At 47.3% G+C, this 22,397-nt stretch carries 25 protein-coding genes; 5 read left to right on the top strand and 20 right to left on the bottom strand.

What is annotated here, in order from left to right; genetic code table 11:
* Window positions 1-4 precede the first annotated feature (4 nt).
* Complete coding sequence (yqiS, locus tag ACN9MT_RS04800; RefSeq protein ID WP_056060232.1) at window positions 5-925, bottom strand: phosphate butyryltransferase; 921 nt, start codon at window positions 923-925, stop codon at window positions 5-7.
* A gap of 144 nt (window positions 926-1,069) precedes the next feature.
* Entirely contained in the window at window positions 1,070-2,725 is a 1,656-nt protein-coding gene (locus ACN9MT_RS04795; RefSeq protein WP_426272866.1) for a sigma 54-interacting transcriptional regulator, read from the bottom strand.
* Window positions 2,726-2,847: 122 nt separating this feature from the next.
* On the opposite strand from ACN9MT_RS04795, the gene ACN9MT_RS04790 reads away from it, so the two are divergent.
* Window positions 2,848-3,102 (top strand): DUF2627 family protein, encoded by a 255-nt coding sequence (locus tag ACN9MT_RS04790; RefSeq protein WP_023467590.1) that lies wholly within the window; start codon window positions 2,848-2,850, stop codon window positions 3,100-3,102.
* A gap of 679 nt (window positions 3,103-3,781) precedes the next feature.
* Window positions 3,782-4,366 (top strand): dihydrofolate reductase family protein, encoded by a 585-nt coding sequence (locus tag ACN9MT_RS04785; RefSeq protein ID WP_426272865.1) that lies wholly within the window; start codon window positions 3,782-3,784, stop codon window positions 4,364-4,366.
* Window positions 4,367-4,523: 157 nt separating this feature from the next.
* Here the strand turns inward: ACN9MT_RS04785 and spo0A are convergent, their stop codons facing one another.
* From spo0A to aroQ, 15 genes are all read right to left on the bottom strand, one after another.
* Window positions 4,524-5,246 carry a sporulation transcription factor Spo0A gene (spo0A, locus tag ACN9MT_RS04780; RefSeq protein WP_035409083.1) on the bottom strand — a complete coding sequence of 241 codons (723 nt, stop codon included), beginning with the start codon at window positions 5,244-5,246 and terminating at the stop codon, window positions 4,524-4,526.
* Window positions 5,247-5,249: 3 nt separating this feature from the next.
* The gene (gene recN, locus ACN9MT_RS04775; protein ID WP_035409085.1) at window positions 5,250-6,956 is read right to left on the bottom strand and encodes a DNA repair protein RecN; all 1,707 of its coding nucleotides are present in this window, start codon (window positions 6,954-6,956) and stop codon (window positions 5,250-5,252) included.
* Between the two features lie 12 nt (window positions 6,957-6,968).
* Window positions 6,969-7,418: a transcriptional regulator AhrC/ArgR gene (gene ahrC / locus ACN9MT_RS04770; RefSeq protein ID WP_035409088.1), complete on the bottom strand. Its 450-nt coding sequence runs from the start codon at window positions 7,416-7,418 to the stop codon at window positions 6,969-6,971.
* Between the two features lie 154 nt (window positions 7,419-7,572).
* Window positions 7,573-8,379 (bottom strand): TlyA family RNA methyltransferase, encoded by an 807-nt coding sequence (locus tag ACN9MT_RS04765; RefSeq protein ID WP_035409090.1) that lies wholly within the window; start codon window positions 8,377-8,379, stop codon window positions 7,573-7,575.
* Window positions 8,380-8,385: 6 nt separating this feature from the next.
* Window positions 8,386-10,272, bottom strand: a complete 1,887-nt coding sequence (gene dxs / locus ACN9MT_RS04760) for a 1-deoxy-D-xylulose-5-phosphate synthase (protein ID WP_056060225.1) — start codon at window positions 10,270-10,272, stop codon at window positions 8,386-8,388.
* 118 nt (window positions 10,273-10,390) lie between these two features.
* Complete coding sequence (locus ACN9MT_RS04755; protein ID WP_056060223.1) at window positions 10,391-11,260, bottom strand: polyprenyl synthetase family protein; 870 nt, start codon at window positions 11,258-11,260, stop codon at window positions 10,391-10,393.
* On the bottom strand, window positions 11,257-11,478 hold the full coding sequence (xseB, locus tag ACN9MT_RS04750; RefSeq protein WP_023467583.1) for an exodeoxyribonuclease VII small subunit: 222 nt from the start codon (window positions 11,476-11,478) through the stop codon (window positions 11,257-11,259). Before xseB ends, ACN9MT_RS04755 begins: the two co-directional genes overlap by 4 nt.
* Before the next feature lie 2 nt (window positions 11,479-11,480).
* Window positions 11,481-12,803, bottom strand: coding sequence for an exodeoxyribonuclease VII large subunit (xseA, locus tag ACN9MT_RS04745; protein ID WP_426272864.1), 1,323 nt, complete (start codon window positions 12,801-12,803; stop codon window positions 11,481-11,483).
* Window positions 12,800-13,633, bottom strand: coding sequence for a bifunctional methylenetetrahydrofolate dehydrogenase/methenyltetrahydrofolate cyclohydrolase FolD (gene folD / locus ACN9MT_RS04740; RefSeq protein WP_081780391.1), 834 nt, complete (start codon window positions 13,631-13,633; stop codon window positions 12,800-12,802). The genes xseA and folD overlap by 4 nt, the downstream gene beginning before the upstream one ends.
* 71 nt (window positions 13,634-13,704) lie before the next feature.
* Entirely contained in the window at window positions 13,705-14,106 is a 402-nt protein-coding gene (gene nusB / locus ACN9MT_RS04735; protein ID WP_035409747.1) for a transcription antitermination factor NusB, read from the bottom strand.
* Window positions 14,107-14,229: 123 nt separating this feature from the next.
* Window positions 14,230-15,582, bottom strand: a complete 1,353-nt coding sequence (accC, locus tag ACN9MT_RS04730) for an acetyl-CoA carboxylase biotin carboxylase subunit (RefSeq protein ID WP_311246272.1) — start codon at window positions 15,580-15,582, stop codon at window positions 14,230-14,232.
* 15 nt (window positions 15,583-15,597) lie between these two features.
* On the bottom strand, window positions 15,598-16,047 hold the full coding sequence (accB, locus tag ACN9MT_RS04725) for an acetyl-CoA carboxylase biotin carboxyl carrier protein (RefSeq protein WP_426272863.1): 450 nt from the start codon (window positions 16,045-16,047) through the stop codon (window positions 15,598-15,600).
* Between the two features lie 168 nt (window positions 16,048-16,215).
* Window positions 16,216-16,782 carry an elongation factor P gene (gene efp / locus ACN9MT_RS04720; RefSeq protein ID WP_023467577.1) on the bottom strand — a complete coding sequence of 189 codons (567 nt, stop codon included), beginning with the start codon at window positions 16,780-16,782 and terminating at the stop codon, window positions 16,216-16,218.
* Between the two features lie 35 nt (window positions 16,783-16,817).
* Window positions 16,818-17,882 carry a M24 family metallopeptidase gene (locus tag ACN9MT_RS04715; RefSeq protein ID WP_035409103.1) on the bottom strand — a complete coding sequence of 355 codons (1,065 nt, stop codon included), beginning with the start codon at window positions 17,880-17,882 and terminating at the stop codon, window positions 16,818-16,820.
* A gap of 14 nt (window positions 17,883-17,896) precedes the next feature.
* A complete protein-coding gene (gene aroQ, locus ACN9MT_RS04710; RefSeq protein WP_035409105.1) occupies window positions 17,897-18,325 on the bottom strand; it encodes a type II 3-dehydroquinate dehydratase in 429 nt (142 codons plus the stop codon).
* Window positions 18,326-18,481: 156 nt separating this feature from the next.
* Between aroQ and ACN9MT_RS04705 the strand changes: the two genes are divergently transcribed.
* Both ACN9MT_RS04705 and ACN9MT_RS04700 read left to right on the top strand, forming a co-directional pair.
* Window positions 18,482-19,414, top strand: coding sequence for a DUF1385 domain-containing protein (locus ACN9MT_RS04705; protein ID WP_426272862.1), 933 nt, complete (start codon window positions 18,482-18,484; stop codon window positions 19,412-19,414).
* Between the two features lie 20 nt (window positions 19,415-19,434).
* Window positions 19,435-19,836 carry an SA1362 family protein gene (locus ACN9MT_RS04700; protein WP_035409109.1) on the top strand — a complete coding sequence of 134 codons (402 nt, stop codon included), beginning with the start codon at window positions 19,435-19,437 and terminating at the stop codon, window positions 19,834-19,836.
* Between the two features lie 56 nt (window positions 19,837-19,892).
* On the opposite strand, the gene hpt is transcribed toward ACN9MT_RS04700, so the two are convergent.
* The 3 genes from hpt to ACN9MT_RS04685 all read right to left on the bottom strand — a co-directional run bounded on the left by hpt (window position 19,893) and on the right by ACN9MT_RS04685 (window position 21,847).
* The gene (gene hpt, locus ACN9MT_RS04695; protein WP_035409112.1) at window positions 19,893-20,420 is read right to left on the bottom strand and encodes a hypoxanthine phosphoribosyltransferase; all 528 of its coding nucleotides are present in this window, start codon (window positions 20,418-20,420) and stop codon (window positions 19,893-19,895) included.
* A 149-nt stretch (window positions 20,421-20,569) separates the two neighbouring features.
* Window positions 20,570-20,992, bottom strand: a complete 423-nt coding sequence (mntR, locus tag ACN9MT_RS04690) for a transcriptional regulator MntR (protein ID WP_035398709.1) — start codon at window positions 20,990-20,992, stop codon at window positions 20,570-20,572.
* Window positions 20,993-21,016: 24 nt separating this feature from the next.
* A complete protein-coding gene (locus ACN9MT_RS04685) occupies window positions 21,017-21,847 on the bottom strand; it encodes a lipoate--protein ligase family protein (RefSeq protein WP_308101181.1) in 831 nt (276 codons plus the stop codon).
* Between the two features lie 138 nt (window positions 21,848-21,985).
* Here ACN9MT_RS04685 and ACN9MT_RS04680 point away from each other — a divergent pair, with 138 nt between their 5' ends.
* The gene (locus tag ACN9MT_RS04680; protein WP_035409116.1) at window positions 21,986-22,366 is read left to right on the top strand and encodes a rhodanese-like domain-containing protein; all 381 of its coding nucleotides are present in this window, start codon (window positions 21,986-21,988) and stop codon (window positions 22,364-22,366) included.
* Window positions 22,367-22,397 lie beyond the last annotated feature (31 nt).

Below are 22,397 nucleotides of genomic sequence, written 5' to 3'. Positions count from 1 at the left end.
CTCCTCAGATTGTTTGTTTTACTTTTTTCGTCTGTTGAGCATTTAATAGCGCAAAGGCTAGTGAGTACATTTTTGCTTCTGCTGTATCGGCGCGGCTTGTCAATACAACTGGAGCACGCGCTCCGACGAGAATCGCCGCCACCGAGGCATGTGCGAAATACATGAGCGATTTGTAGATAACGTTCCCAACTTCGATTTGCGGAACGACGAGTAAATCCGCCTGCCCTGCTACGTCTCCCGTCAAGCCTTTTTGCTGGGCAGCGACGAGATTCACGGCATTGTCGAGCGCGAGTGGTCCGTCTACAAGGCAATCCTTGATTTGACCACGTCGGTTCATTTGCGTCAGTAGGGCAGCGTCTATCGTTGCCTGCATCGTCGGATTGACGACTTCGACGGCTGCTAAGACTGCGACTTTCGGTAATCCGTATCCAAGCGCTCGTAAGGCGGAGACACCGTTTTCGATAATTTTTACCTTATCTTCGAGTGACGGTTGGATATGAATCGCTGCATCGGTCAATCCGATCGCTGATTCACGCCCTGGCACTTCGAACAACGCGACATGCGACAGGACATTTCCAGAACGCAGACCCGTTTCTTTGTTCAAGACAGCTTTCATGAACATCGCTGTCGGAACAAGACCTTTCATCAAGACGCTCGCATCCCCTTTACGAACGGCATGAGCGGCACGCTCTGCCGCTTCTTGCGATGTAGAGGTGTGAGTGATCACGAACTGCGACTCTCGTAATGTCCGTTTTTGAATCATCTGCTGAATCCGTGTCGCATCCCCGAACAAATGAAAACGCGCTAAATCGTTTTCAATTGCTAATGCGACAGCATCCATCACTTCTTCGTCATCCGCAGCTGCAATCGCAACGACGGAATCCTCGAGTCGAGCTGCTTGCTCGACCATTTCACTGAATCTCACTGTATTCCCCCCTTACCTGTCATACATAAATAGTAATAGCAATTTTCGTGCCAATTCAAAAGAGACGGTAGGATAAGCAAGAACGTCTTTAATTTTGCACGCTTTTGCATTTTTTGCAATATATTGCACGCAAAAATTTGCGCTTCATGAATAAATGTTAAATCGTTCCACTTTGTAATAAAGTGCCCGGAGAGAAATCCCAAGTTGTTTTGCGGCTTCTGTTTTGTTGCCGTTAAAAGCAGTAAGCGCTTCCCGGATCAACCGTTCTTCGACGTGAGACATCTCGTCGGATAAATGTTTGATTTCCTTTTTCTGTCTCGTCGTGACTTTTGTTGTTTGTGGCACGACAAGTTGAAGATGTCCTTTTCGTAAGACCGTTTCTGTTTTATCCGTAAAAATCAACGCGCGTCCGATGACATTCTCAAGTTCACGGACGTTTCCTTTCCACGGTTGCTTCTTCATTGCTTCGAGTACATCATCCGATATCCGTCCGACCGATCGTCCATAACTTTGATTCAATTTACGGAGTAAATGTAAGGTCAATGGTACGATATCATCCGGTCTCTCACGTAGTGCCGGTATGTGAATCGGTAAACGATTGATCCGGTAGTAGAGATCCTCTCGGAACTCATTCATGATGATTTTTTGCTCTAGATTCGCATTCGTCGCCGCGATGATCCGGACATCGACTGGAATTGCCTTTGTTCCACCGACACGAACGACTTCATTCTCCTGTAGCACCCGTAACAGTTTGGCTTGGACATCGAGTGGCAGCTCGCCGATCTCATCTAAAAACAGCGACCCTCCGTGTGCTTCTTCGAAGTATCCCCTCTTGCCGCCACGCCGTGCTCCTGAAAATGCTCCTTCCTCGTAACCGAATAGTTCACTTTCGAGTAACGTCGGTGCAATCGCCGCACAATTGACACGGACGAATTGTTCGTATTTACGTTCGCTCGCTGCATGGATCGCATGTGCGAACAGTTCTTTGCCGGTTCCGGATTCACCGCGAATCAAGACGTTGACTGGCATCGTTGCCGCAAGCTTCGCTTGATCGACGACGAAGCGCATTGCTTCACTCTCAGCGATGATATCATCGAATGTATATTTAGCTTCGAGTGTCCGGATTTTTTGTCGCGCTGCCTTTAATTCTTTTGCTAGAGCCTTCATTTCCGAAATATCTCGAATGACCCCAACGGAACCGCGGACTTGTCCATCGACGATGACAGGTGCTGCGTTGACGATGATATCGCGTTGATCTTGTCCGATCTTCATCCGAACATCTCGCACGTTCTCGCCTGTATTCAAGACTTTCAAATGAACGGATTCCTGCATCCCGATATCGGCGCTAGCCGGTTTTCCGACGACATCTCGTTCTGTGAAACCGGTCATTCGTGTATACGCCGGATTGATCAGCATCGTCTGTCCGTCTTGATCGGCGACGGAAATCGCTTCGCTCGTACAATGAATGATTGCTTCGAGCATTTTCTCTTTTTCAGTCAGACGCTCAAGTAACACTCTGACGAATTCACCCGGTAAGACCGCCGCTCCCGGAAAATCATGGATTAATTGTTCGAGTACGCCACTTTCTCCCGTAGCGTCAATGATGAAATCGACGTCTGCTCCTTCGAATGCTGACCAGTTCGTTTCGATCCGGATGTCCGCGCGCCGTGCAAGCGCTACCCCAGGCGCCTCCATGTTTGGATCAACAAGACCGATGACCGTTAATAGTGGTGAACGTTGAAATGCGTGCAAGACCTCTGTTCCCCCTTGACCTGCTCCGACGACGAGTAGATGATGCATATAAATTCCCCCTTTGAAACTGCTTACATTTCTATCCTACTCGGAATAAAAAAGGGAAGCAAACCCGATTCGCAGAACGGTCGATTTTTTGATACAATACGCTTGGAAAGGAGTGGCGTCCTATGCGTATCATTGGTTTGCTCTCATTATTAATCCCCGGCATCATCGGCGCGATTGGTATTAAGCTCATGCGCGACAGTGTCTTTCTAATTGCGCAAGTGCCGTTTAAATACTTAGGCGATGCGGCTTACGTATATGTATTGCAAGGTCTTGTTGGGTTGATTCTTGCGATGGGTGGTATTGGATTTGTCGCAGGATATGTCTTTTATCGCGATCGAAAACGTGGAAAAGTCTCCGACCGCTATCAAAAAAAATAAATAAACACAGAAAAAGGTCCCCATCTCTTGAACTCATTTCAAGCGCGGGACCTTTTACTCGTATAAAATTGGTTTCACTTACGGATGAACTCCTCTCATAGTTAGAACTATTCGTGTACTCCAAAACCTTAGGTGTTCCTCTTAATGAAGAGGTGGAAAGAAATCAGATCTGGCTATCGAGCTAACGATAGAATGGTATTTCAGTTCCATCATCTGACTGTACTCGGGACCTAGGTGGAGCGTAATGTCATCCGCTTGAAGCAGTCAAACATTCGGTTGCTAACAATCACTGCTAGACAACACTCCTTTTCACGAACTGTACTTTTCATCTTAGACGATCCGTTACCTTCCACTTTTCCCTAGCTTCGAAATCATGGAAGCTCCCATTCATTCGAGATTTCCCATCTAGAATGAACAAGATACCTTGGTACGACTTCTACCAAGAGAATGTCGTCCGGCATTCTTGAGCCATTTACAGTTGGCGTTCTGAGATGATATTCATCAACGGGATTTCCGGAGTCCTCGCCGACTCGACGTTCATCTGACGTCTTGCCAAATCATTTGGTACCTTTATTATAACAAACATTTCAGTTTATGCAATATTTATTTGCAAACGCTTTTATTTTTTTTGACCTCTACGGTATGCTCTAGAAAGAGTGCATTCGAAAGGAGATCTTATATGCGAAAAATCATCGTATTCGAACATCTATCTTTAGATGGTGTCGTTCAAGCACCGAGTGGAAAGGAGGAGGATGTAAGCAACGATTTCGAACATGGTGGCTGGACCGTTCCTTTTCAACATCCTGAGATCGGTCAAGTCATTCGCGGATGGATGCATGAGGACTGCTCTCTGTTGCTCGGTCGAGCGACTTACGAACAATGGGCAAGTTATTGGCCACTCCACTCAGATGTCTGGCCGGTTGCCGATCATGCCATGAAGTATGTCGCCACGCGTCATGCACTACCTGTCCTTTGGCAGCCGACAACTTGTTTGAAGAATCCGACTTCTGAACTAAAGCTTTTGAAACAACAGGCTGGCCCACCGTTTCATATCTGGGGCAGTAGTGAACTCGTTCATACACTTTATCAAGCGGATTTGATCGATGAGCTTCGATTGCTCCATTATCCTGTCATCATCGGTTCCGGTAAGCGTCTCTTTCCCGATCAAAGAATGGTTCCCCTCACTTGGAACGTCATAGAACAGCACACGTTTGATAACGGAGTGACAATCATTCGCTATGAACGAAATAAGAATCAAATATAAACCGTTTATTGTATAGATACTTCCTTTTACCAGAAAGAAAGAGGAAAGAAGCGTAGCGATTCGAGATGGACAAAAAAAGTGCAATCTTTCTCGTTAAGAGAAAAACTGCACTTTGTCTTCAGTCTGGCGCCTTTTATGAATTAGACGGTATATGGCTTCAACCGGATTGTTCTTGATTCATATGACTCGATACATACGAGATGAATTCCGAGTTCTTTGGACTCTTCTCCTGTTCGATCCGACCGTTGAACAACTCGTGTTGCTGCATTCCTTCGTTCCAGGCGGACTTGATGGCATGACGCATCGCTCGTTCGACGCGAGAGGCTGTTGTTTGATGTTTTTTCGCAATCGTCGGATAGAGTTCCTTTGTGATCAATCCGAGTAGATCTTCCCGTTCAAGCACCATTAAGACAGCGTCTTTTAAATACGTAAACCCTTTGATATGCGGAGCGATTCCCACTTCTCGAAGCGTCGAGCCGACTTTTAGATCAATCGTTTCGATCGCCGGAGCTTGTCCTTGATTCGTCACGAGACGAATTTTTTGAACGAGCTGATCCATGCTGAACGGTTTAAGTAAGAAGTATGATGCACCAAGGGTGACCGCCTGTTGTGAAACCTCGTCCTTACCGAAAGCACTCAACATGATGACAGCAGGATTCTTCTTTTTCTTCATCAATTCTTCGAGCACACCAAGCCCATCTAAATGAGGCATGATGATGTCGAGGAGCAATACATCCACCTCATGTTCTTTCATGCGTTCGAGACAACTCTCCCCATTGTAGGCGACGCAAACGACTTCCATGTCTTCTTGCGCAGAGATATGCTGGCGAATCAGTTCGACCATTTCGCGATTATCATCTGCTATCCCGACTTTAATCAATCCTTACACCCCATTTTTAAGCGATTCTTTCATCGTCTTCGCCTGATCCATCAATTCCTCGGCATGCCGTAATGTCAAATCTGTCATATGGGCACCGGAAATCATCCGTCCAAGTTCGTTCCCTCGATCTGCTTGAGACAAGACGTTGACTTGGGTCGTCGTACGATCCGTCTCCTCAATCTTTCGAATATAGAGATGTTGATCCGCCATCGAAGCGACTTGTGGTAAGTGCGTAATACAAAGCACTTGTCCGTCTACCGACAAACGATAGATTTTTTCAGCCATCGCTTGTGCAACACGACCCGAGACACCCGTATCGACTTCATCGAATATGATTGAGGCGACTCCGACCGAGCGCGAGAAGATTGACTTCAGTCCGAGCATGATACGAGATAACTCCCCGCCCGACGCAACTTTTCCGAGTGACTTGAATGGCTCTCCCGCATTCGTCATGATGAAGAATTCCACATGATCGATCCCGTTCTTGCGTAGCATCGGTGTCTTTCCGTCTTGAAGAAAACGAATTTCAAACCGCGCCTTCTCCATGTAAAGCTCACGCAATTCCAAATGAATCGCTTCACTTAATTGAACTGCCGCTTTGCGACGCTGTTGTGAGAGTCGACCTCCAATTTCAAACAATTCGCTTTCGAGCTGTTCGACTTCGGTTTTTAAGCGTTCAATTCGTTCATCTCGATTTGTCATCGTATCAAGTTCAATCCGAATTTTCTCACCGTAAGCAATGACTTCCTCAATCGTCGCCCCGTATTTTCGTTTCAGCTGTTGGAAGACGGACAAACGTTGTTCGATCTCATCGAGTCGATTGGAATCGAACTCAAGTGTTTCGAGTTGATCTCGAATGGCATAACCGACTTCTTCTAGTCCATAAAAGGCGCTTGCGATCGCGTCACTTTGCTGAGAAAACTGTTCGTCGATGCTTGATGCTTGTTGTAGTTCACGCATCGCGTCTCCAACGGAATCGATGCCGCGCATCTCATCGTGTAAGGCGTCATAGGCTGTCTTCAACGACGCATATAACTTCTCGAAGTTCGCAAGACGATTCCGCTCGACGAGTAACTCATCTTCCTCATGTGCTCGAAGTTTTGCGCCCTCGATCTCTTCGGTCTGAAACGATAACAAGTCGATCCGTTGGGCGAGTTCTTGCTCGCTTTGTGCGAGCGATTGTAGCGCCGTCCGTTTTTCTTCATACGTTTGATAACCGGACTGATAGGCTTGAAGGAGTGGCGCGATCGCCTCTTGCGCGAAGTCATCGAGAATCGCTTGATGGTACGTACTGTCCATTAAATGCTGATGTTCATGTTGCCCGTGCATATCGACGAGGACACGTCCGAACTCACGTAAAATCGTTAGTGTGACCAGCTTATTGTTGACGCGACAGACACTTTTTCCTGTCGCGAACAGATCACGTCGCAAGATGATCAATCCGTCTTCGATATCGATGCCATACTCTTCTGCAAGATCATAGACGAGATGGTCGTCTTCAATCAGAAACAATCCTTCTAGTTCCGCCCGATCTTCCCCGTATCGAACGAATTCCGCAGATCCACGTCCACCAATTAATAATCCGATCGCATCGAGAACGATCGATTTACCGGCACCTGTTTCCCCAGTCAAGACGGTCATTCCTTTTTTAAAGTCGATCTGTAGCTCGTCAATGATCGCAAATTGTTTGATCGATAATTCAGCTAGCATCCTGTCAACTCCTTACAGCATTTCTAAAATTCTTTCCGTCACTTCTTTCGCTTGTCCCTCACTTCGTGCAATCAATAGGATCGTATCGTCCCCACACACCGTTCCAAGCAGTTCGCTCCAGCTCAAATGGTCTAGTAAGACAGCGACTGCATTCGCATTTCCCGGCAGGACATGCATGACAATCAGATTTTGAGCAGAATCAATCGAGATGAAGCTATCTCCGAGCAGACGCCGCAATTTCCCGAGTGGGTTGAAGCGTTGGTCGGCGGGTAAGCTATATTTATAACGTCCATCATTCAACGGGACCTTCACGAGATGGAGTTCCTTGATATCTCGTGATACCGTTGCCTGTGTCACCTTATATCCTGCATTCCGTAATTCCTCTACCAATTCATCTTGGGTTTCTACTTCTGATTGGGTGATGATCTCCCGAATCTTAATCAACCGTTGCCCCTTTGTCATTCCTGCACCTCACAGTATTCTTCGATGTTACTATTGTAATCCAATAAATCATCAAAAGTCCACGTTTGCCATTTTATTATCCGGTTTTCATCGTGCCACACAACAAGGAAGACGGACCCATGAACCGGATCCGTCTTCGTTATCATCTGTTCGTTTAAAGACTAGCATGCGCTAGCTTGACCGTCTCCGTCGCATGAACGGACGGATCAAGCCCTGGTTGACCAAGGCGTGCATGCAACAAGAACTCAATGTTCCCCTCTCCACCGGTAATCGGAGAATAGTCGAGCTGCTTGACATAGAACCCTTGTTGAATGAAGAATTCGATCATCTCATCGAGAACTCGGACATGAATCCGCTCGTCACGCACGATGCCTTTTTTACCGATATCCTCACGACCTGCTTCGAATTGCGGTTTGACGAGCGCCATGACGTCTCCTCCTTCAACGAGGATCATCTTCAATGGTGGAAGCATCAAACGTAATGAAATGAACGAGACATCGATCGTCGCAAACTGCGGCGCGACAGGGAACATGTCTGGTGTCGCATGCCGGAAGTTCGTTTTTTCCATCACCGTCACGCGGTCATCCGAGCGAAGCTTCCAGTCCAGCTGATTGGAACCGACATCAAGTGCATACATATGTGCTGCTCCATTTTGTAAGGAGCAGTCGGTAAAACCACCTGTCGACGATCCGATATCGAGACCTGTTTTACCCGTGACATCAAAATCGAATACTTGAAGTGCCTTTTCCATCTTAAAGCCACCACGCCCCACGTAAGGCATCAACTGACCTTTAACGTGCAAATCGATATCGGACTTGACCTTTTCACCGGCCTTCTCCAATCGTTCCGTGCCACTAAAGACGAGTCCAGCCATGATCGACCGTTTCGCTTTTTCACGCGTTTCAAACAAACCGCGCTCGACGAGAAGAACGTCGAGGCGGATTTTCTTTACATTTTCCATGAATCGTCACACACTCTGTTTCTTTCCTTGATTGACGAAAGCGCGTACTTCTTCTGCGATTTGTCCAGGTAATAGTCCAATTTCTTCCAGCAACTCATTCACACCGCCGTGCTCGATATACCAATCCGGAATACCGAAGCGTTTGACGCGTGGGAATGCTTCCTGCTCGTTCGCATGCTCAAGGACAGCTGATCCGAATCCACCTTTTAGGACGGCTTCTTCCAGTGTCACAAGTGGAATTCCCTCTGCGTAAAGAGCGTTCAGCATCTTCTCATCAAGCGGTTTGATCGTCCGGGCATTGATGACACGAACTGATAATTCGCCTGCTAAGAGATCCGCGATTTTGAGCGCGTCTTGCACTTGTGGTCCGAATGCAAGGATGGCGACATCTGTTCCTTCACGTTCAACTTCCCACGTATCGAGCGAAATTTCATGCAATGTCTCATCCATTGGTACACCAAGTCCTTCGCCACGCGGGAAACGAACGGCGATTGGTCCTTCGTATTTAACAGCTGAATAGAGCAAGTGCTGTAGTTCATTCTCATCCTTTGCCATGACGATTCGAATATTCGGCACGTGGCGCATGAAAGCAATATCGAAGACCCCTTGGTGTGTCTCTCCATCTGCTCCAACAAGACCTGATCGGTCAATCGTAAACGTTACGTCCAGATTTTGACGCGCCACGTCATGCACGAGTTGATCGTATGCGCGCTGGAAGAACGTCGAGTAGATTGATACAACGGGTTTCATGCCTTGCGTCGCTTGACCAGCTGCGAACGTGACAGCATGTTGTTCCGCGATCCCAACGTCAAACATCCGCTCTGGGAATTCTTTTTCAAAACAATCGAGTTTTGAGCCAACACTCATCGCTGGTGTGATCAACGTCAGCTTTTCATCGTCGCGTGCCATCTTCGTCAAGGTATCCGCTACCGTAAAGGAATAACTTGGTGCTTTTGATTTTCCTTTGATGACTTCGCCGGACTCCATCTTGTATGGTCCAAGACCGTGCCATGTACCGACCCCGTCAAACTCTGCCGGACGATAACCTTTCCCTTTTTTCGTGATGACATGAAGCAGGACAGGTCCTTCTTCTTTTTTCACGTAATTGAGCTGTTCGATCAAATCATTAAGATCGTGTCCATCGACCGGACCGTAATAGTTGAAACCAAGTTCTTCAAAGAACATCCCAGGAACGAGTGCTCCCTTGACGGCTTCTTTCAATTTCTCGCTTCCTTTTTCCAAACGTCCGCCAATGACCGGAATCTTTTTGATCAATGCTTCAAGCTCGTCTTGCGCAAAACGTACTTTTCGCGATGAACGAATCCGTCCTAGCATTTGATGCATCGCACCGACGTTTGGTGCAATCGACATCTCGTTATCATTTAAGATGACGATGACGTTTTGTTGCTCTGCTCCGATGTGATTCAATGCTTCGAGGGCCATACCGCCTGTTAACGCCCCGTCACCGATGATCGCGACTGCGCGGTCATCCTTACCGCTCAATTCGTTTGAAACAGCAATCCCCATTGCTGCTGACAAGGACGTCGAGCTATGCCCTGTCTCCCAGACGTCATGCACGCTTTCATTGCGTTTCGGAAATCCACAAAGTCCTTTATGCTGACGGAGCGTATCAAACTGGCTCGCGCGTCCTGTGAGAATCTTGTGCACATAGGCTTGGTGTCCGACGTCCCAGACGAACTTGTCATTTGGACTGTCGAATTCACGATGCAGTGCAAGCGTTAACTCGACGACTCCAAGATTCGGTGCCAAGTGCCCACCTGTCGTCGCTAATTCTTCAATCAAAAAGCGTCGAATATCGCCTGCGAAAACTTCGAGTTCGGAGACCGACATACGCTTTAAAAATGACGGATCCTGTATTTCTGTCAATTTCATACCTTACCGCCTCTTTTCCTTACAATCTTATAGGGTTTGTACCCTACATTGTACTAGAACAATCTATCGAGCGCCATTGTCAGCATAGAAAAAGACGACGCACGATGCGTCGTCCTGCTTAATGGTCACGCTTGACCACGAAGTCTAGCAGTTCCTTAAGTGTCGTCGCTTCGACCGATAGTGCTTCAATCGCTTGTTCTGCTGCTTCTACCTGAGCTGTCAGTGCACGTTTCGCACCTTCAAGACCGAGGAGTTTCGGATACGTCGCTTTTTCATTTTCTTCATCACTACCAACCGGCTTGCCGATTTTTTCAGCATCTCCTGTCACGTCTAAGATGTCATCTTGAATTTGAAAAGCAATGCCGAGATGGCGACCATATTGATGCAGGTGCTCAAGATCTGTCGGACTAACTGCGGCGAGCAACCCGCCTGCTTCGACCGCAAAGACGAGAAGTGCTCCTGTTTTTCGACGATGAATCGATTCTAGCTCCGCTACATCATTTATGCCACCACGCTCACCGAGCATATCATCGAGTTGTCCGCCGACCATACCAGAAGCTCCTGCCGCCGCCGCTAATCGTTCGACGAGCGCAAGCTTCACTTCTGGCGAAGCTGGTGTCTCAAGGAGGCAGCTGAATGCGTTCGTGAGCAATGCGTCTCCTGCTAAAATCGCTGTCGCTTCATCAAAAGCAATATGATTCGTCGGACGACCTCTACGGAGATCATCATCGTCCATTGCCGGAAGGTCATCATGTATCAGCGAATATGTATGAATCATCTCAAGTGCCGCAGCAGTAGCATCTCCTTTTGAGCGGTCGATTGAAAAGGCATCGAGTACTGCATAAATCAAGGCCGGACGAATCCGTTTCCCACCGGCATCAAGTGAATACCGCATTGAGTCACGTAAACGGTCGGGTGCATCGAGTCGCTCCATGAACTCTGCCATTTTGTTTTCGACTTGTGTCTTCCATTCATGCAAGGCAATCATTGTGCTCCTCCTTTTTCCCGCAGCGTACCATCTTGCTCCAGGATCTGATCGAGTTTTTTCTCAGCAACGGATAACTTTCCTTGGCAAAGAGCTGTCAATTTGACGCCCTCTTCATAAAGAGCCATCGCTTGTTCTAGCGGAGCTTCGCCCTCTTCGAGTAACGTGACGATCTCTTCTAGTCGTTCTAGTGCTTCTTCAAAAGATTGTTCCGTCTCCATCCTTACTCCCCATCCTCTCGTTTGGCACGAATCGTTCCATCATGGAATCGGATATCGAACGAAGACGCTGTTAATGCCTTCGCGGAACGAACAATTTGTCCATCCTGTTCGACATACGTATAGCCGCGCATCAGGACATGCGTCGGACTGACGGAGTCGAGTCGCGCGAGCACATGACGCACTTGTTGTTGTTTCGATTGCAAAAGCCGACGCACGATTTCGAGTCGACGACGCGACTGTTCAATCGTTGCTCGTTGTTGTACGAATCGATCACGTACTGGTATTCGCATTAAGCGTGTGTGAAGACGCTCCACCTGCTGTCGGTTTTGGGTCACGATATACTGCATCTCTTTTTGGAGCAACATTTCCGTCCGGTCCAGTTGTTCCTGCTTTAGTCCAAGTAAAACACGTGGCGATTTAAGACCGTAACTCGCAGCTAGACGCGTCACTTGCTCCTGTTTACTCTTAAGGAGTTGTGTATACGTTCGTTCCAAACGTCGCTCTACATCCTGGACACGACGGACGAGTGCCTCTGCTTCCGGAGTGACAAGTTCTGCCGCCGCTGTTGGTGTAGCAGCACGAACGTCGGCGACGAAATCACTGATCGTAAAATCAGTCTCATGTCCGACAGCAGAGACGATTGGGATACGTGATTCAAACACGGCTGTCACGACAGACATTTCATTGAATGCCCACAGCTCTTCGATCGAACCGCCACCACGACCAATGATCAACACATCACAGGCAGCATGCTCGTTCATCAGTTGAATAGCACGACTGATTTGGGGTGCCGCGTCTGCTCCTTGTACAAGAACTGGCGCGAAGACGATAGCTGCTTGCGGATAACGACGCCGGAGTGTCGTTGCGATGTCGTGAAGCGCCGCTCCTTTTGGCGATGTGATGATCCCGATCCGCTCCGGAAAAGCAGGCAACGGTTGTTTGATCGCAGGATCAAACCAGCCACGTTCCTCAAGATCCATTTTCAGGCGAGAAAACGCCTCGTATAATGCGCCCACACCATCTTCCGTCATCCGTTCGACATAGAGTTGCATTTCTCCAGAAGAGACGTAAACGGATAAGCGTGCTGTGACGACGACACGCATGCCGTCGCGTATGTCTGTCTTGACCCGACTCGCATCCCGAGCAAACATGACGGCTTTCATCCGTGACTGTTCGTCCTTCAACGTAAAATAAAGGTGACCGGAAGAGTGTCGTTTAAAGTTCGACACTTCTCCCACCACCTGGACTTGTTGTAGAAGGGCGTCGCCTTCTAGTTCACGTTTGACATAGTGGACTAAATCGGAAACGTGAAGAGGTTCACTCATTGCGCGGCCTCGATCGTGTTATGCAGTAACATCGTGATCGTCATTGGACCAACGCCACCCGGAACAGGTGTAATCATCGATGCAACGTCTTGTACCGTATCAAAATCAACATCACCGACGAGTTTACCATCGACACGGTTGACACCGACGTCAATGACGACAGCATCCGGTTTCACCATATCTGCAGTAATCAGCTTCGGTACACCGACTGCGACGATCAAGATATCCGCTTGGCGTGTCATCGCACCGAGGTCTGCAGTTTTTGAATGACAGTATGAAACGGTAGCCGATTCATTCAAGAACAACATACCGACGGGTTTTCCGACGATTTGACTCCGTCCGACGACAACGACGTGCTGACCCGCGATCGGTACATTCATCTCTTTTACGAGATGGAGAATACCGTTTGGTGTACATGGTAAAAATGTCGGTTCACCAATCATCATCTTCCCGACAGAGACAGGATGGAAGCCATCGACGTCCTTTTCAGGAGAAATCGCAAAAATGACCTTGCTCTCATCAATATGGTCTGGCAACGGCAATTGAACGAGAATCCCGTGGACACTCGCATCTACGTTCAGGCGTTCAATCAAATGAAGGAGTTCTGATTCCGTTGTTTCTGCCGGAAGTCGGATCAACTCTGAATCCATTCCGATTTCCTTTGCTGCCTTCTCTTTTCCGCGTACATAAGATTGACTAGCTGGATCTTCACCAATCAAGATGACAGTCAATTGCGGTTGAATCCGCTGTTCTTTCAGACGTGCGACTTCTTCTTTCAGCTTCATACGATATGAATGGGCTACCTGTTTTCCATCGATTACTACTGCCATGATTTGTCCACTCCCCCAAAAAGTTCGATTCACTCTTCTGTCTGTTTGTCTCTATTCGGTTTTAAATCGGTTTATGAATTTTCTTTGACGACGCCTTGTGCCACTTTACCAAGAACACCGTTCACAATTTTCGTCGCTTCTTCATCTGCGAACGCCTTCGTCAATTCGATGGCTTCGTTGATCGTTACTCGAACCGGAATGTTCGTTTCGAACAACAATTCGTAGACGGCCAAGCGAAGAATCGTCCGCTCGATGTTGCCAAGTCGCTCGAACGACCAGTTGACGAGTGCTTCTCGAATATGCTGATCAATTGTTTCTTTGTTCGTTTCGACACCGTTCACCAATTGCTCGACGAATGTATCGTATTCCTTACCTTCTACCGCGAATTCAATGGCCTCTTGTGCAGTCAGATCCGAAAGTTCCATTTGGAACAAAGATTGGACTGCGAGTTCGCGTGCCATGTGTCGTTTCATCATGATTTTGCGTGCTCCTTTTTTTGTCGTTCTCAATCAGTTAGTTTAGCACATTCCTCTTTTAAAAAACATAGAGAACGCCAAAAAAAGACGGGAGTTCGTCGCACAAACTCCCGTCCTGATTCAGTTTACGATCGTACCTTTTAACTCACGCTCTGCAAATTTCGTCGTAAATGTACCACGACGGAATACCGGGTGACTGAGAACCCGTTCGTGGAACGGGATCGTCGTTTTAACACCTTCGATCCAAAATTCAGCTAGCGCACGTTCCATTTTCGCGCATGCTTCTTCCCGTGTTTCTGCATGAACGATCAACTTCGCAACCATCGAGTCATAATATGGTGGAATCATGTACCCTGGATAGACCGCGCTATCGATGCGCACGCCCATTCCGCCCGGTGTCACATATTGTGTGACACGTCCAGCAGACGGACGGAAATCATGGTCTGGATCTTCGGCATTGATCCGGCACTCAATCGAATGACCATGGAACTTGATATCCTTTTGTTTAACGGCAAGTGGATGATCGAGCGCGACTTGGAGTTGTGCTTGAACGAGATCGAATCCTGTGATCATCTCCGTTACTGGATGTTCCACTTGGATGCGCGTGTTCATCTCCATGAAGAAGAATTCTTCTGTCTCTTCGACGAAAATGAATTCGATCGTTCCAGCTCCAGTGTACTGAATCGCTTTTGCTGCTTTTACAGCAGCCTCGCCCATCTTCAACCGTGTCGTTTCACTGACCGCAGGAGATGGTGCTTCCTCAATCAGTTTCTGCATCCGGCGCTGAACGGTACAATCTCGTTCACCGAGGTGAATGACATTGCCGTGCCGGTCAGCAAGTACCTGTACTTCAACATGGCGGAATTCTTCGATGAAGCGCTCTAAGTATACGTCTCCGTTTCCGAAGGCTTGTTTCGCTTCACGGCGCGTCTCACTTAGACCATTGATCAATTCTTCTTCCGAACGAGCGACCCGAATCCCTTTACCACCGCCACCTGCTGTCGCTTTGATGATGACCGGATAACCGATTTCTTGCGCCAGCGCGACCGCTTCTTCGTCTGTGACCGTTCCATCTGAACCAGGCACGACGGGTACTCCGCATTCGATCATCGTCTTCTTCGCGACATCCTTGATCCCCATCTGACGGATCGCATCCGACGTTGGACCAACGAACTTAATCCCACACGCTTCACACATCTCGGCAAAATCAACGTTCTCAGCTAAGAAACCATAACCCGGGTGGATCATCGTGACTTGACGATTTGTTGCGATTGCAAGGATGTTCGTAACGTTTAAGTAGGATGAAGCAGAACTTGCTTCACCGATGCAATATGCCTCATCTGCTAAGCGAACGTGTAACGCTTCCTTATCCGCCGTCGAGTAGACAGCAACGGTTTGTATTCCAAGTTCCTTTGCCGCTCGAATGATGCGGACGGCAATTTCTCCACGGTTGGCAATCAATAATTTTTCCATGCTGTTCACCCCCGTTTACGGACGGATCCGGAAGAGTGGTTGACCAAATTCAACGAGATCTCCATCGGCGACAAGAATCTCGACGACCGTTCCAGATACTTCCGAGTTTAAGTTATTGAAGAGTTTCATTGCTTCAAGGACACAGACGACTTGACCGACTTCGATCTGATCCCCGACTTTGACGTATGCCGGTTTATCCGGATTCGGACGAGAATAGAACGTCCCGACCATTAACGCATTGATTGTGATCGTATCGTCAGCGACTGCTTCTTCTTCAACAGGTGCCGCTGTTTGTTTCACAGGAGCAGGTGCTGCTACCGGTGCAGCGGGTGCTTGGTGTGAGACCGTTACCGTCTCTCCTTGTTTCTTTAACTCCAATTTATACGTATCCGTCTCGAGTGAGAGTTCATTTACACTCGACTGATCGAGCATTTCGAGTACTTGTTTCAACTGATCGATTTTCATCTGTCATTCTTCCCCCATCTATGCTGTATTCACAATTATTATACCAGGTGCTAATGCCTACTCAAATACTTATATTAACTGGTCATACCATTGGATGCAAGTCAAGCTGGATGAAAAAAGACGTCTCTCGACCTGATAAAAGGTGAGAGACGTCTTGTCGTTTCAATATTATCCGTTGTAACGACCTGTGAAATCACCTGTACGTGTATCAACCGTTACTTTTTCGCCTGCTTCGATGAAGAGTGGGACTTGAATGATATGACCTGTCTCCACTGTCGCATTTTTCTTGACGTTCGAAGCTGTATCACCCTTAACGCCAGGCTCTGCTTCAACGATCGTCATGACGACTGTGTTCGGTAATTCAAGACCGAGGATTTCGCCGTTGTAAACCGCGATTTGAACTTCCATGTTTTCAAGCAAGTATGGAAGAGCTGCTTCGACTTGTGCCGTCGTCAATTCCAATTGCTCATACGATTCTGTGTCCATGAAGACGTAAGTTTCACCCATTGGATAGAGGTATTGCATCTTGTTACGCTCGATGTGTGCACGTTCGACACGCTCACCGCCGCGGAATGTCATCTCTTGGATGTTTCCGTTACGGATATTACGCATTTTCGTCCGAACGAACGCTGCCCCTTTACCTGGTTTAACATGTTGGAATTCAAGTACTTGCCAAATCATACCGTCTGAAGTTTTAATCGTTAATCCTGTTTTTAAATCGTTTACTGATACCATGAATGGTTCCTCCTAAAATGTCCCGTCACTCTGAATTAGAGAGTGATCAGTTCTTTTGGTGAAGACGAAAGAATTTCTCGACCTGTTTCCGTGATCAAGACGTCATCTTCAATCCGGCATCCGCCGACTTGCGGCACATAGATGCCTGGTTCGACCGTGACGATCATGCCCGGTTCAAGTTTCGTCTCAGAGCGGAAAGATAGACCAGGTCCTTCATGTACTTCTAGACCAATGCCGTGTCCCGTCGAGTGACCGAAGTACTCGCCGTATCCTGCTTCTTTGATGATATCACGCGTCAATGCGTCCGCTTCGATCCCAGTGATACCTGGTTTTAAACCATCAACGCCCGCTAGTTGCGCTTGTAAGACTGTATCGTAGATTTTCTGCAATTCAGCATTGATCGGACCGACTGCTACAGTCCGTGTGATATCTGAAACATAACCGTTCAGAAGCGCCCCAAAATCAAGCGTGACAAGTTCGCCTGTCGCAATGACCTTCGAACTGGCAACACCGTGCGGCAAGGCAGAACGATAGCCCGATGCAACGATCGTATCGAAAGAAGAAGACGTCGCTCCATGCTTACGCATGAAGAATTCTAGTTCATTTGATACTTCAAGTTCCGTCCGTCCTGGTTGAATGTACGTCAAGATATGCTGGAAGGTCGCATCTGCGAGCTCCACCGCTTCCTTAATCATCTTAATCTCTGATGAATCCTTAATCAAGCGTAGGTTTTCGATGATTCCCGTCGTCGGAACGAGTTCAATCGAAGAAGCTTGATCATACGCTTCAAAAGCACCGAGTGTCATCGCATCTTTTTCGACGCCGACCGCGCGAACACGTGCCCCTGCCATCAATTCACCCATTGTCTCTGGAATCGAACGTTCAATTTGGACGATTTCCATTCCTTTGACTTGGTCTGCCGCTTGCTCCGTGTAACGGAAATCCGTCACGAAGTACGCTTGCTCTTCTGTTACGAGACATGCACCGCTTGAACCTGTGAAGCCGGAAATATAACGAATGTTCTCTGCTTTCGTGACGAGTAATCCTGGAAGGTCCCGTTCCTTTAAAGCTGCTTGTAACGCCTCGATCCGTTGTTTCATGATTGATTTCCCCCTTATTCCGATTGTTGTAAAGCTTGGAGTGCTTCTGTTGCCAGACGATATCCCGTCATGCCAAGTCCAGCGATGACCCCCTTGCAGACTGGTGCGATCATCGAATGATGCCGGAAGGATTCACGTGAATGGACATTCGATAGATGGACCTCTATGACGGGTGCTTCGATTGCAGCAATCGCGTCACGTAACGCGATACTCGTATGCGTGTAGGCAGCCGCATTGAAGACGATGCCGTCCGCCCCTCGTTCCTCGTGAAGAACATCAATCAGTCGTCCTTCATGGTTCGATTGCTCGAACCGAAACTGAATGTTCGGAAAATAAGCGCGAAGCTCGTGTTCTAAATCAGCTAACGTTGCCGTTCCGTATGTATCCGGTTCGCGTGTTCCAAGTAAATTCAAGTTTGGTCCGTTTAAAATCAAGACACGCAAAAAAACACCTCCTCGAATTCTTTTTCATTGTATCATAACCCGATTTCCGACTCCTAAAGATTACCTCGTTTTGACGAGTCGAACATAGTTTTTTTGTCGTAAATCAAGTACACTGACGATACACCTAATTTTAATGAAGACGGGATGCGTTCTATTATGAAAACGACTAATCCGCCGGTCGGTGGTCAAGCCATCGTCGAGGGCGTCATGTTCCAAAATGCGACCCATGCGGTCTCTGCGATTCGTCGAAATGATTCGTCGATTGAGACGTTTGCACAACAAAAACCGATTCGACCACGAATCGCCAAAGGAAAACGAATTCCACTCCTGCGCGGTCTCTTTGCATTAATGGAGTCTTCAGCGAATGGCGCAAGTCACATGAATTTCGCAAGTGATCGCTACGGCGTTAAACCCGGTGAAGAACAACCAGAAGAGTCAACAGCTAGTCCATTGACGAAATGGCTCGGAGTGGCTGTCGTCGGAATTCTTTCCTTTTTCTTTGGGAAATTACTCTTTACGCTATTACCTGCTTTCCTTGCGTCTTTGTTTGATGTGTTTCCGCTCTTATCGGGACATGTCGTTCAAAACATCATCGAAGCAGTGATTAAATTAACGTTACTATTTAGTTATCTCTACGTGATTTCTTTGACTCCACTCGTAAAACGACTCTTTCAGTATCATGGCGCTGAGCATAAAGTCATTAACTGTGTCGAGTCCGGACGTCCACTCACCGTCGAAAACGTTCGTGTTAGCAGTCGACTCCACTACCGGTGTGGCTCGAGTTTCTTGATTTTCACCGTCATCGTCGGTTTTTTCGTCTACTTGATCGTCCCAACAGATCCGCTTTGGTTGCGTCTCGTCTGCCGGATTGCTTTATTACCGGTCGTCATCGGTCTCTCATTTGAAGTCTTACAGCTAACGAATAAAGCACAACATATCAAAGGACTTCGTATTATCGCCTTGCCTGGTCTATGGTTACAGTACTTGACGACGAAAGAACCGGATGATGCTCAAATTGAGGTTGCGATTTATGCGTTTGAAGCCTTAGAAAAACAGGAACATAACCTACATGAGAATGCACTGGGTTAATCGATAACAGGGGTGATATTATGATCAGACAACGCATTGGTTCTACATTCGCACTCGTCGTGTTACTGTTCGCTTTTGTCGGCTTTGGATATAAACTCGTCAATAATCCAAGTAGTCTGTTTTCACAATTGCTGTTCTTCGGCATTACTGCCGGGATCATCTTCTTACTCTTTAAGTTCCTGACTCGTAATCGAAGCGTCGGAAACGGTACGAACGCACAGTACCGTAAATCGGTCGCTCAATCCAAAAAAATGCATGGTCCTTCGAATTCTGTTCGCCGGACAGACTTCAAGAAAAAACCAGTCAAGTCTTCGAAAGCACCTGCATCGAATAAAGTCAGACCGTTACGTGATCGTTCGAAAGCGCCTCATCTGACGGTCATTGAAGGAAAAAAAGGCAAAAAGAAAAAACGTGCTTTTTAATGTTGAAAGCATATTAAATAAGGAGGTTCGTCGCCTATGACGAACCTCCTTATTTTTCACTCCGTTTCGACCCAACCGATGTAAGGAAGATTGCGGTATTCCTCGGCACAATCAATCCCGTACCCGACAACAAAGTAATCCGGAATCTCGAACCCGACATAGTCCGCATCGAGTTCTACTTCACGACGTGCCGGTTTATCAAGTAACGTACATACCTTCAGGACGCCTGGCTGATGCAATTTCATATGATCACATAGGAAATGAAGCGTCCGTCCTGTATCAATGATATCTTCGATGACGACGACATATTTTCCTTGAACATCGAGATCGAGGTCCTTCTTCAATTGAACACGACCTGAAGAAACAGTCTTTGTACCATAAGAAGAGCACGCGACCGTATCAATTTGGACGCTTCCTTTGATTTCGCGCATCAAATCCGCAGCAAAAACCATCGATCCTTTCAATACGACGACGAGAACGATTTGACGTCCTGCCGCATCTGCTTCGATCTGCTGTGCTAACTCACGAACTTTTTCTTTCAGTTGTGATTCCGACACTAACTTTTCTTTAATCGTGATTTCCATGACAAGGTGCGAACACCCGTCACCCCCTTCGTCCATTTTCAGGATCAGTATAGCATATCTACCTCATAATGCGTACTTTACCATGAAATTATAATGGATTGTTCGTGTTTAAGTGTATCTAATAAGAAATTATATAAAAAAAACAAGCCTCAATCCTCTGGATGGGCTTGTTGATAGCGATGTAACTCTTCTTTCAGACCAGGACGTTCCGCAAAGAACTGAATCATCCCATTGATTTTATCCAATGCTTCGATGCTAATATGGTGTTCGATTCCTTCGACATCCTTGTAAATCAATTCCTCATCCACACCAACAAGACGAAGAAAATCTTCAAGCAATGCATGTCGTTCTACAAGACGCTTACCAATCTTACGTCCTTTAGGCGTCAACATGAGCCCACGATATTTTTCATAAACGAGATAGGTCTCGCGGTCGAGCTTTTGTACCATCTTCGTCACAGACGAAGGATGTACACCTAATGACTCCGCAATATCCGATACACGGGCATATCCCTTATCTTCAATCAACTTATAAATTTGTTCCAAATAATCTTCCATACTCGGAGTTGGCACGACATCACCTTCCCATTTCATTCATTAGCGTTTCCAGTTCCACTCATCACTACGGTATTTCTCGGCAAGACGCTCAATCTCCTGCCACTGCTCACTAGTGAATGTCAACGGAACGAACGACAAATCAAGTGCTTCTTCAAACCCTTTCGTGAACGCTCCTCTTACTTCGTCAAATGCTACAGCACGACCTGCTAACTCGTTCAGAGCGACAGCCTTTCCTGAAAAACGAGCCTTCATCCGCTCGCGCGTCAACTCATCATCGTACAAGAAGCAATCAAACAGTTCGCCTTCATCAACAGAGAGTGGAACAGAACCATGCTGTAAGACGACGCCTTGATGACGGACTTGTGCACTTCCGGCGACTTTTCGTTTACCGACAGCGAGTTCATAATATGATGCTGCATCAAAACAGACAGCCGATTTCGGCTTCCGTAATTCTTCTTTTTCCTCTTCCGTCAATGGAACTGAAAATTCGACTGGAATGCCGAGGTGATGGTATCCCTTGCGAATCCCTTCCGTCAACATTCGGTAACTTTCGATGACCGTGCGTGGTAACCCTTCCGTATCTTCAGGGATTACGATACTGTATGTCAACTCGTCTGCATGCAAGACAGCTCGCCCTCCTGTCATCCGACGCACGATCGGAATGCCGAGCTCCGCGATCCGCTTTCGATCGATATCACGGGTTGCTCGTTGGAAATGACCAATACTTAATCCACGTGGTTCCCATGAGTAAAAACGAAGCGTCGGTGCGATCTCCCCCCGCCCGACGAACTGAATTAATGCTTCATCGATTGCCATGTTCATTGCCGGCTCCATTGCCGGCGTCGTCAACACTTGCCACTCTCTGTTCACTTCAGCACCCCCAAAACGTTTCCGTATTAGTGTATCAAACCCTTTCTCGGTCGCGCAATCACGAGTCGATTGCCGAAATCGATTTCGTTGACTATAATGAAACAGAGGTTAAACGAACGAAGGGGTTGGAAGTCGAATATGGAAACTGGAACTATCGTTACGATCGTACTATGGGTCGCGCTGATCGCCTACATCGCTTGGCGTTTCATGCCGGTCAAAGGTATCACGAAATTGTCACAGGAAGAATTCCGTGCGAACTATCGCAAAGCACAAATCGTCGATGTCCGCGAGACACAGGAATTCAAAGGTGGACACATCGTTGGTGCTCGTAATATCCCGGTCAGCCAAATGAAGATGCGCTCGAAGGAATTACGGAAAGATATGCCGATTTACTTGTACTGTCAAGGTAGCATGCGTTCTTCACAGGCTGCAAAAGTTTTGAAAAAAGCAGGCTATACGAATCTGTATCAATTAAAAGGTGGATTCAAGCAGTGGTCAGGAAAAATCAAACGGAGCTGATGCTTCGTTCATCGCAAAAAAAGGATCCCTC

Origin of the sequence: Exiguobacterium sp. R-17 (assembly GCF_049913315.1) — a bacterium.
In the GTDB taxonomy this organism is placed as follows: domain Bacteria; phylum Bacillota; class Bacilli; order Exiguobacteriales; family Exiguobacteriaceae; genus Exiguobacterium_A.
Note: the sequence above shows the minus strand (reverse complement) of the source record. Positions and strands in the feature narration are given on the sequence as shown.

Coding starts and splice junctions, on each gene's coding strand:
- ACN9MT_RS04795 (WP_426272866.1), bottom strand. CDS start 2,725: ATGCATCATCTACTCGTCGTCGGAGCAGGTCAAGGGGGAACAGAGGTC.
- ACN9MT_RS04790 (WP_023467590.1), top strand. CDS start 2,848: ATGCGTATCATTGGTTTGCTCTCATTATTAATCCCCGGCATCATCGGC.
- ACN9MT_RS04785 (WP_426272865.1), top strand. CDS start 3,782: ATGCGAAAAATCATCGTATTCGAACATCTATCTTTAGATGGTGTCGTT.
- recN (WP_035409085.1), bottom strand. CDS start 6,956: ATGCTAGCTGAATTATCGATCAAACAATTTGCGATCATTGACGAGCTA.
- ahrC (WP_035409088.1), bottom strand. CDS start 7,418: ATGACAAAGGGGCAACGGTTGATTAAGATTCGGGAGATCATCACCCAA.
- ACN9MT_RS04765 (WP_035409090.1), bottom strand. CDS start 8,379: ATGGAAAATGTAAAGAAAATCCGCCTCGACGTTCTTCTCGTCGAGCGC.
- dxs (WP_056060225.1), bottom strand. CDS start 10,272: ATGAAATTGACAGAAATACAGGATCCGTCATTTTTAAAGCGTATGTCG.
- ACN9MT_RS04755 (WP_056060223.1), bottom strand. CDS start 11,260: ATGATTGCCTTGCATGAATGGAAGACACAAGTCGAAAACAAAATGGCA.
- xseB (WP_023467583.1), bottom strand. CDS start 11,478: ATGGAGACGGAACAATCTTTTGAAGAAGCACTAGAACGACTAGAAGAG.
- xseA (WP_426272864.1), bottom strand. CDS start 12,803: ATGAGTGAACCTCTTCACGTTTCCGATTTAGTCCACTATGTCAAACGT.
- folD (WP_081780391.1), bottom strand. CDS start 13,633: ATGGCAGTAGTAATCGATGGAAAACAGGTAGCCCATTCATATCGTATG.
- nusB (WP_035409747.1), bottom strand. CDS start 14,106: ATGAAACGACACATGGCACGCGAACTCGCAGTCCAATCTTTGTTCCAA.
- accC (WP_311246272.1), bottom strand. CDS start 15,582: ATGGAAAAATTATTGATTGCCAACCGTGGAGAAATTGCCGTCCGCATC.
- accB (WP_426272863.1), bottom strand. CDS start 16,047: ATGAAAATCGATCAGTTGAAACAAGTACTCGAAATGCTCGATCAGTCG.
- efp (WP_023467577.1), bottom strand. CDS start 16,782: ATGGTATCAGTAAACGATTTAAAAACAGGATTAACGATTAAAACTTCA.
- ACN9MT_RS04715 (WP_035409103.1), bottom strand. CDS start 17,882: ATGAAACAACGGATCGAGGCGTTACAAGCAGCTTTAAAGGAACGGGAC.
- ACN9MT_RS04705 (WP_426272862.1), top strand. CDS start 18,482: ATGAAAACGACTAATCCGCCGGTCGGTGGTCAAGCCATCGTCGAGGGC.
- ACN9MT_RS04700 (WP_035409109.1), top strand. CDS start 19,435: ATGATCAGACAACGCATTGGTTCTACATTCGCACTCGTCGTGTTACTG.
- hpt (WP_035409112.1), bottom strand. CDS start 20,420: ATGGAAATCACGATTAAAGAAAAGTTAGTGTCGGAATCACAACTGAAA.
- ACN9MT_RS04680 (WP_035409116.1), top strand. CDS start 21,986: ATGGAAACTGGAACTATCGTTACGATCGTACTATGGGTCGCGCTGATC.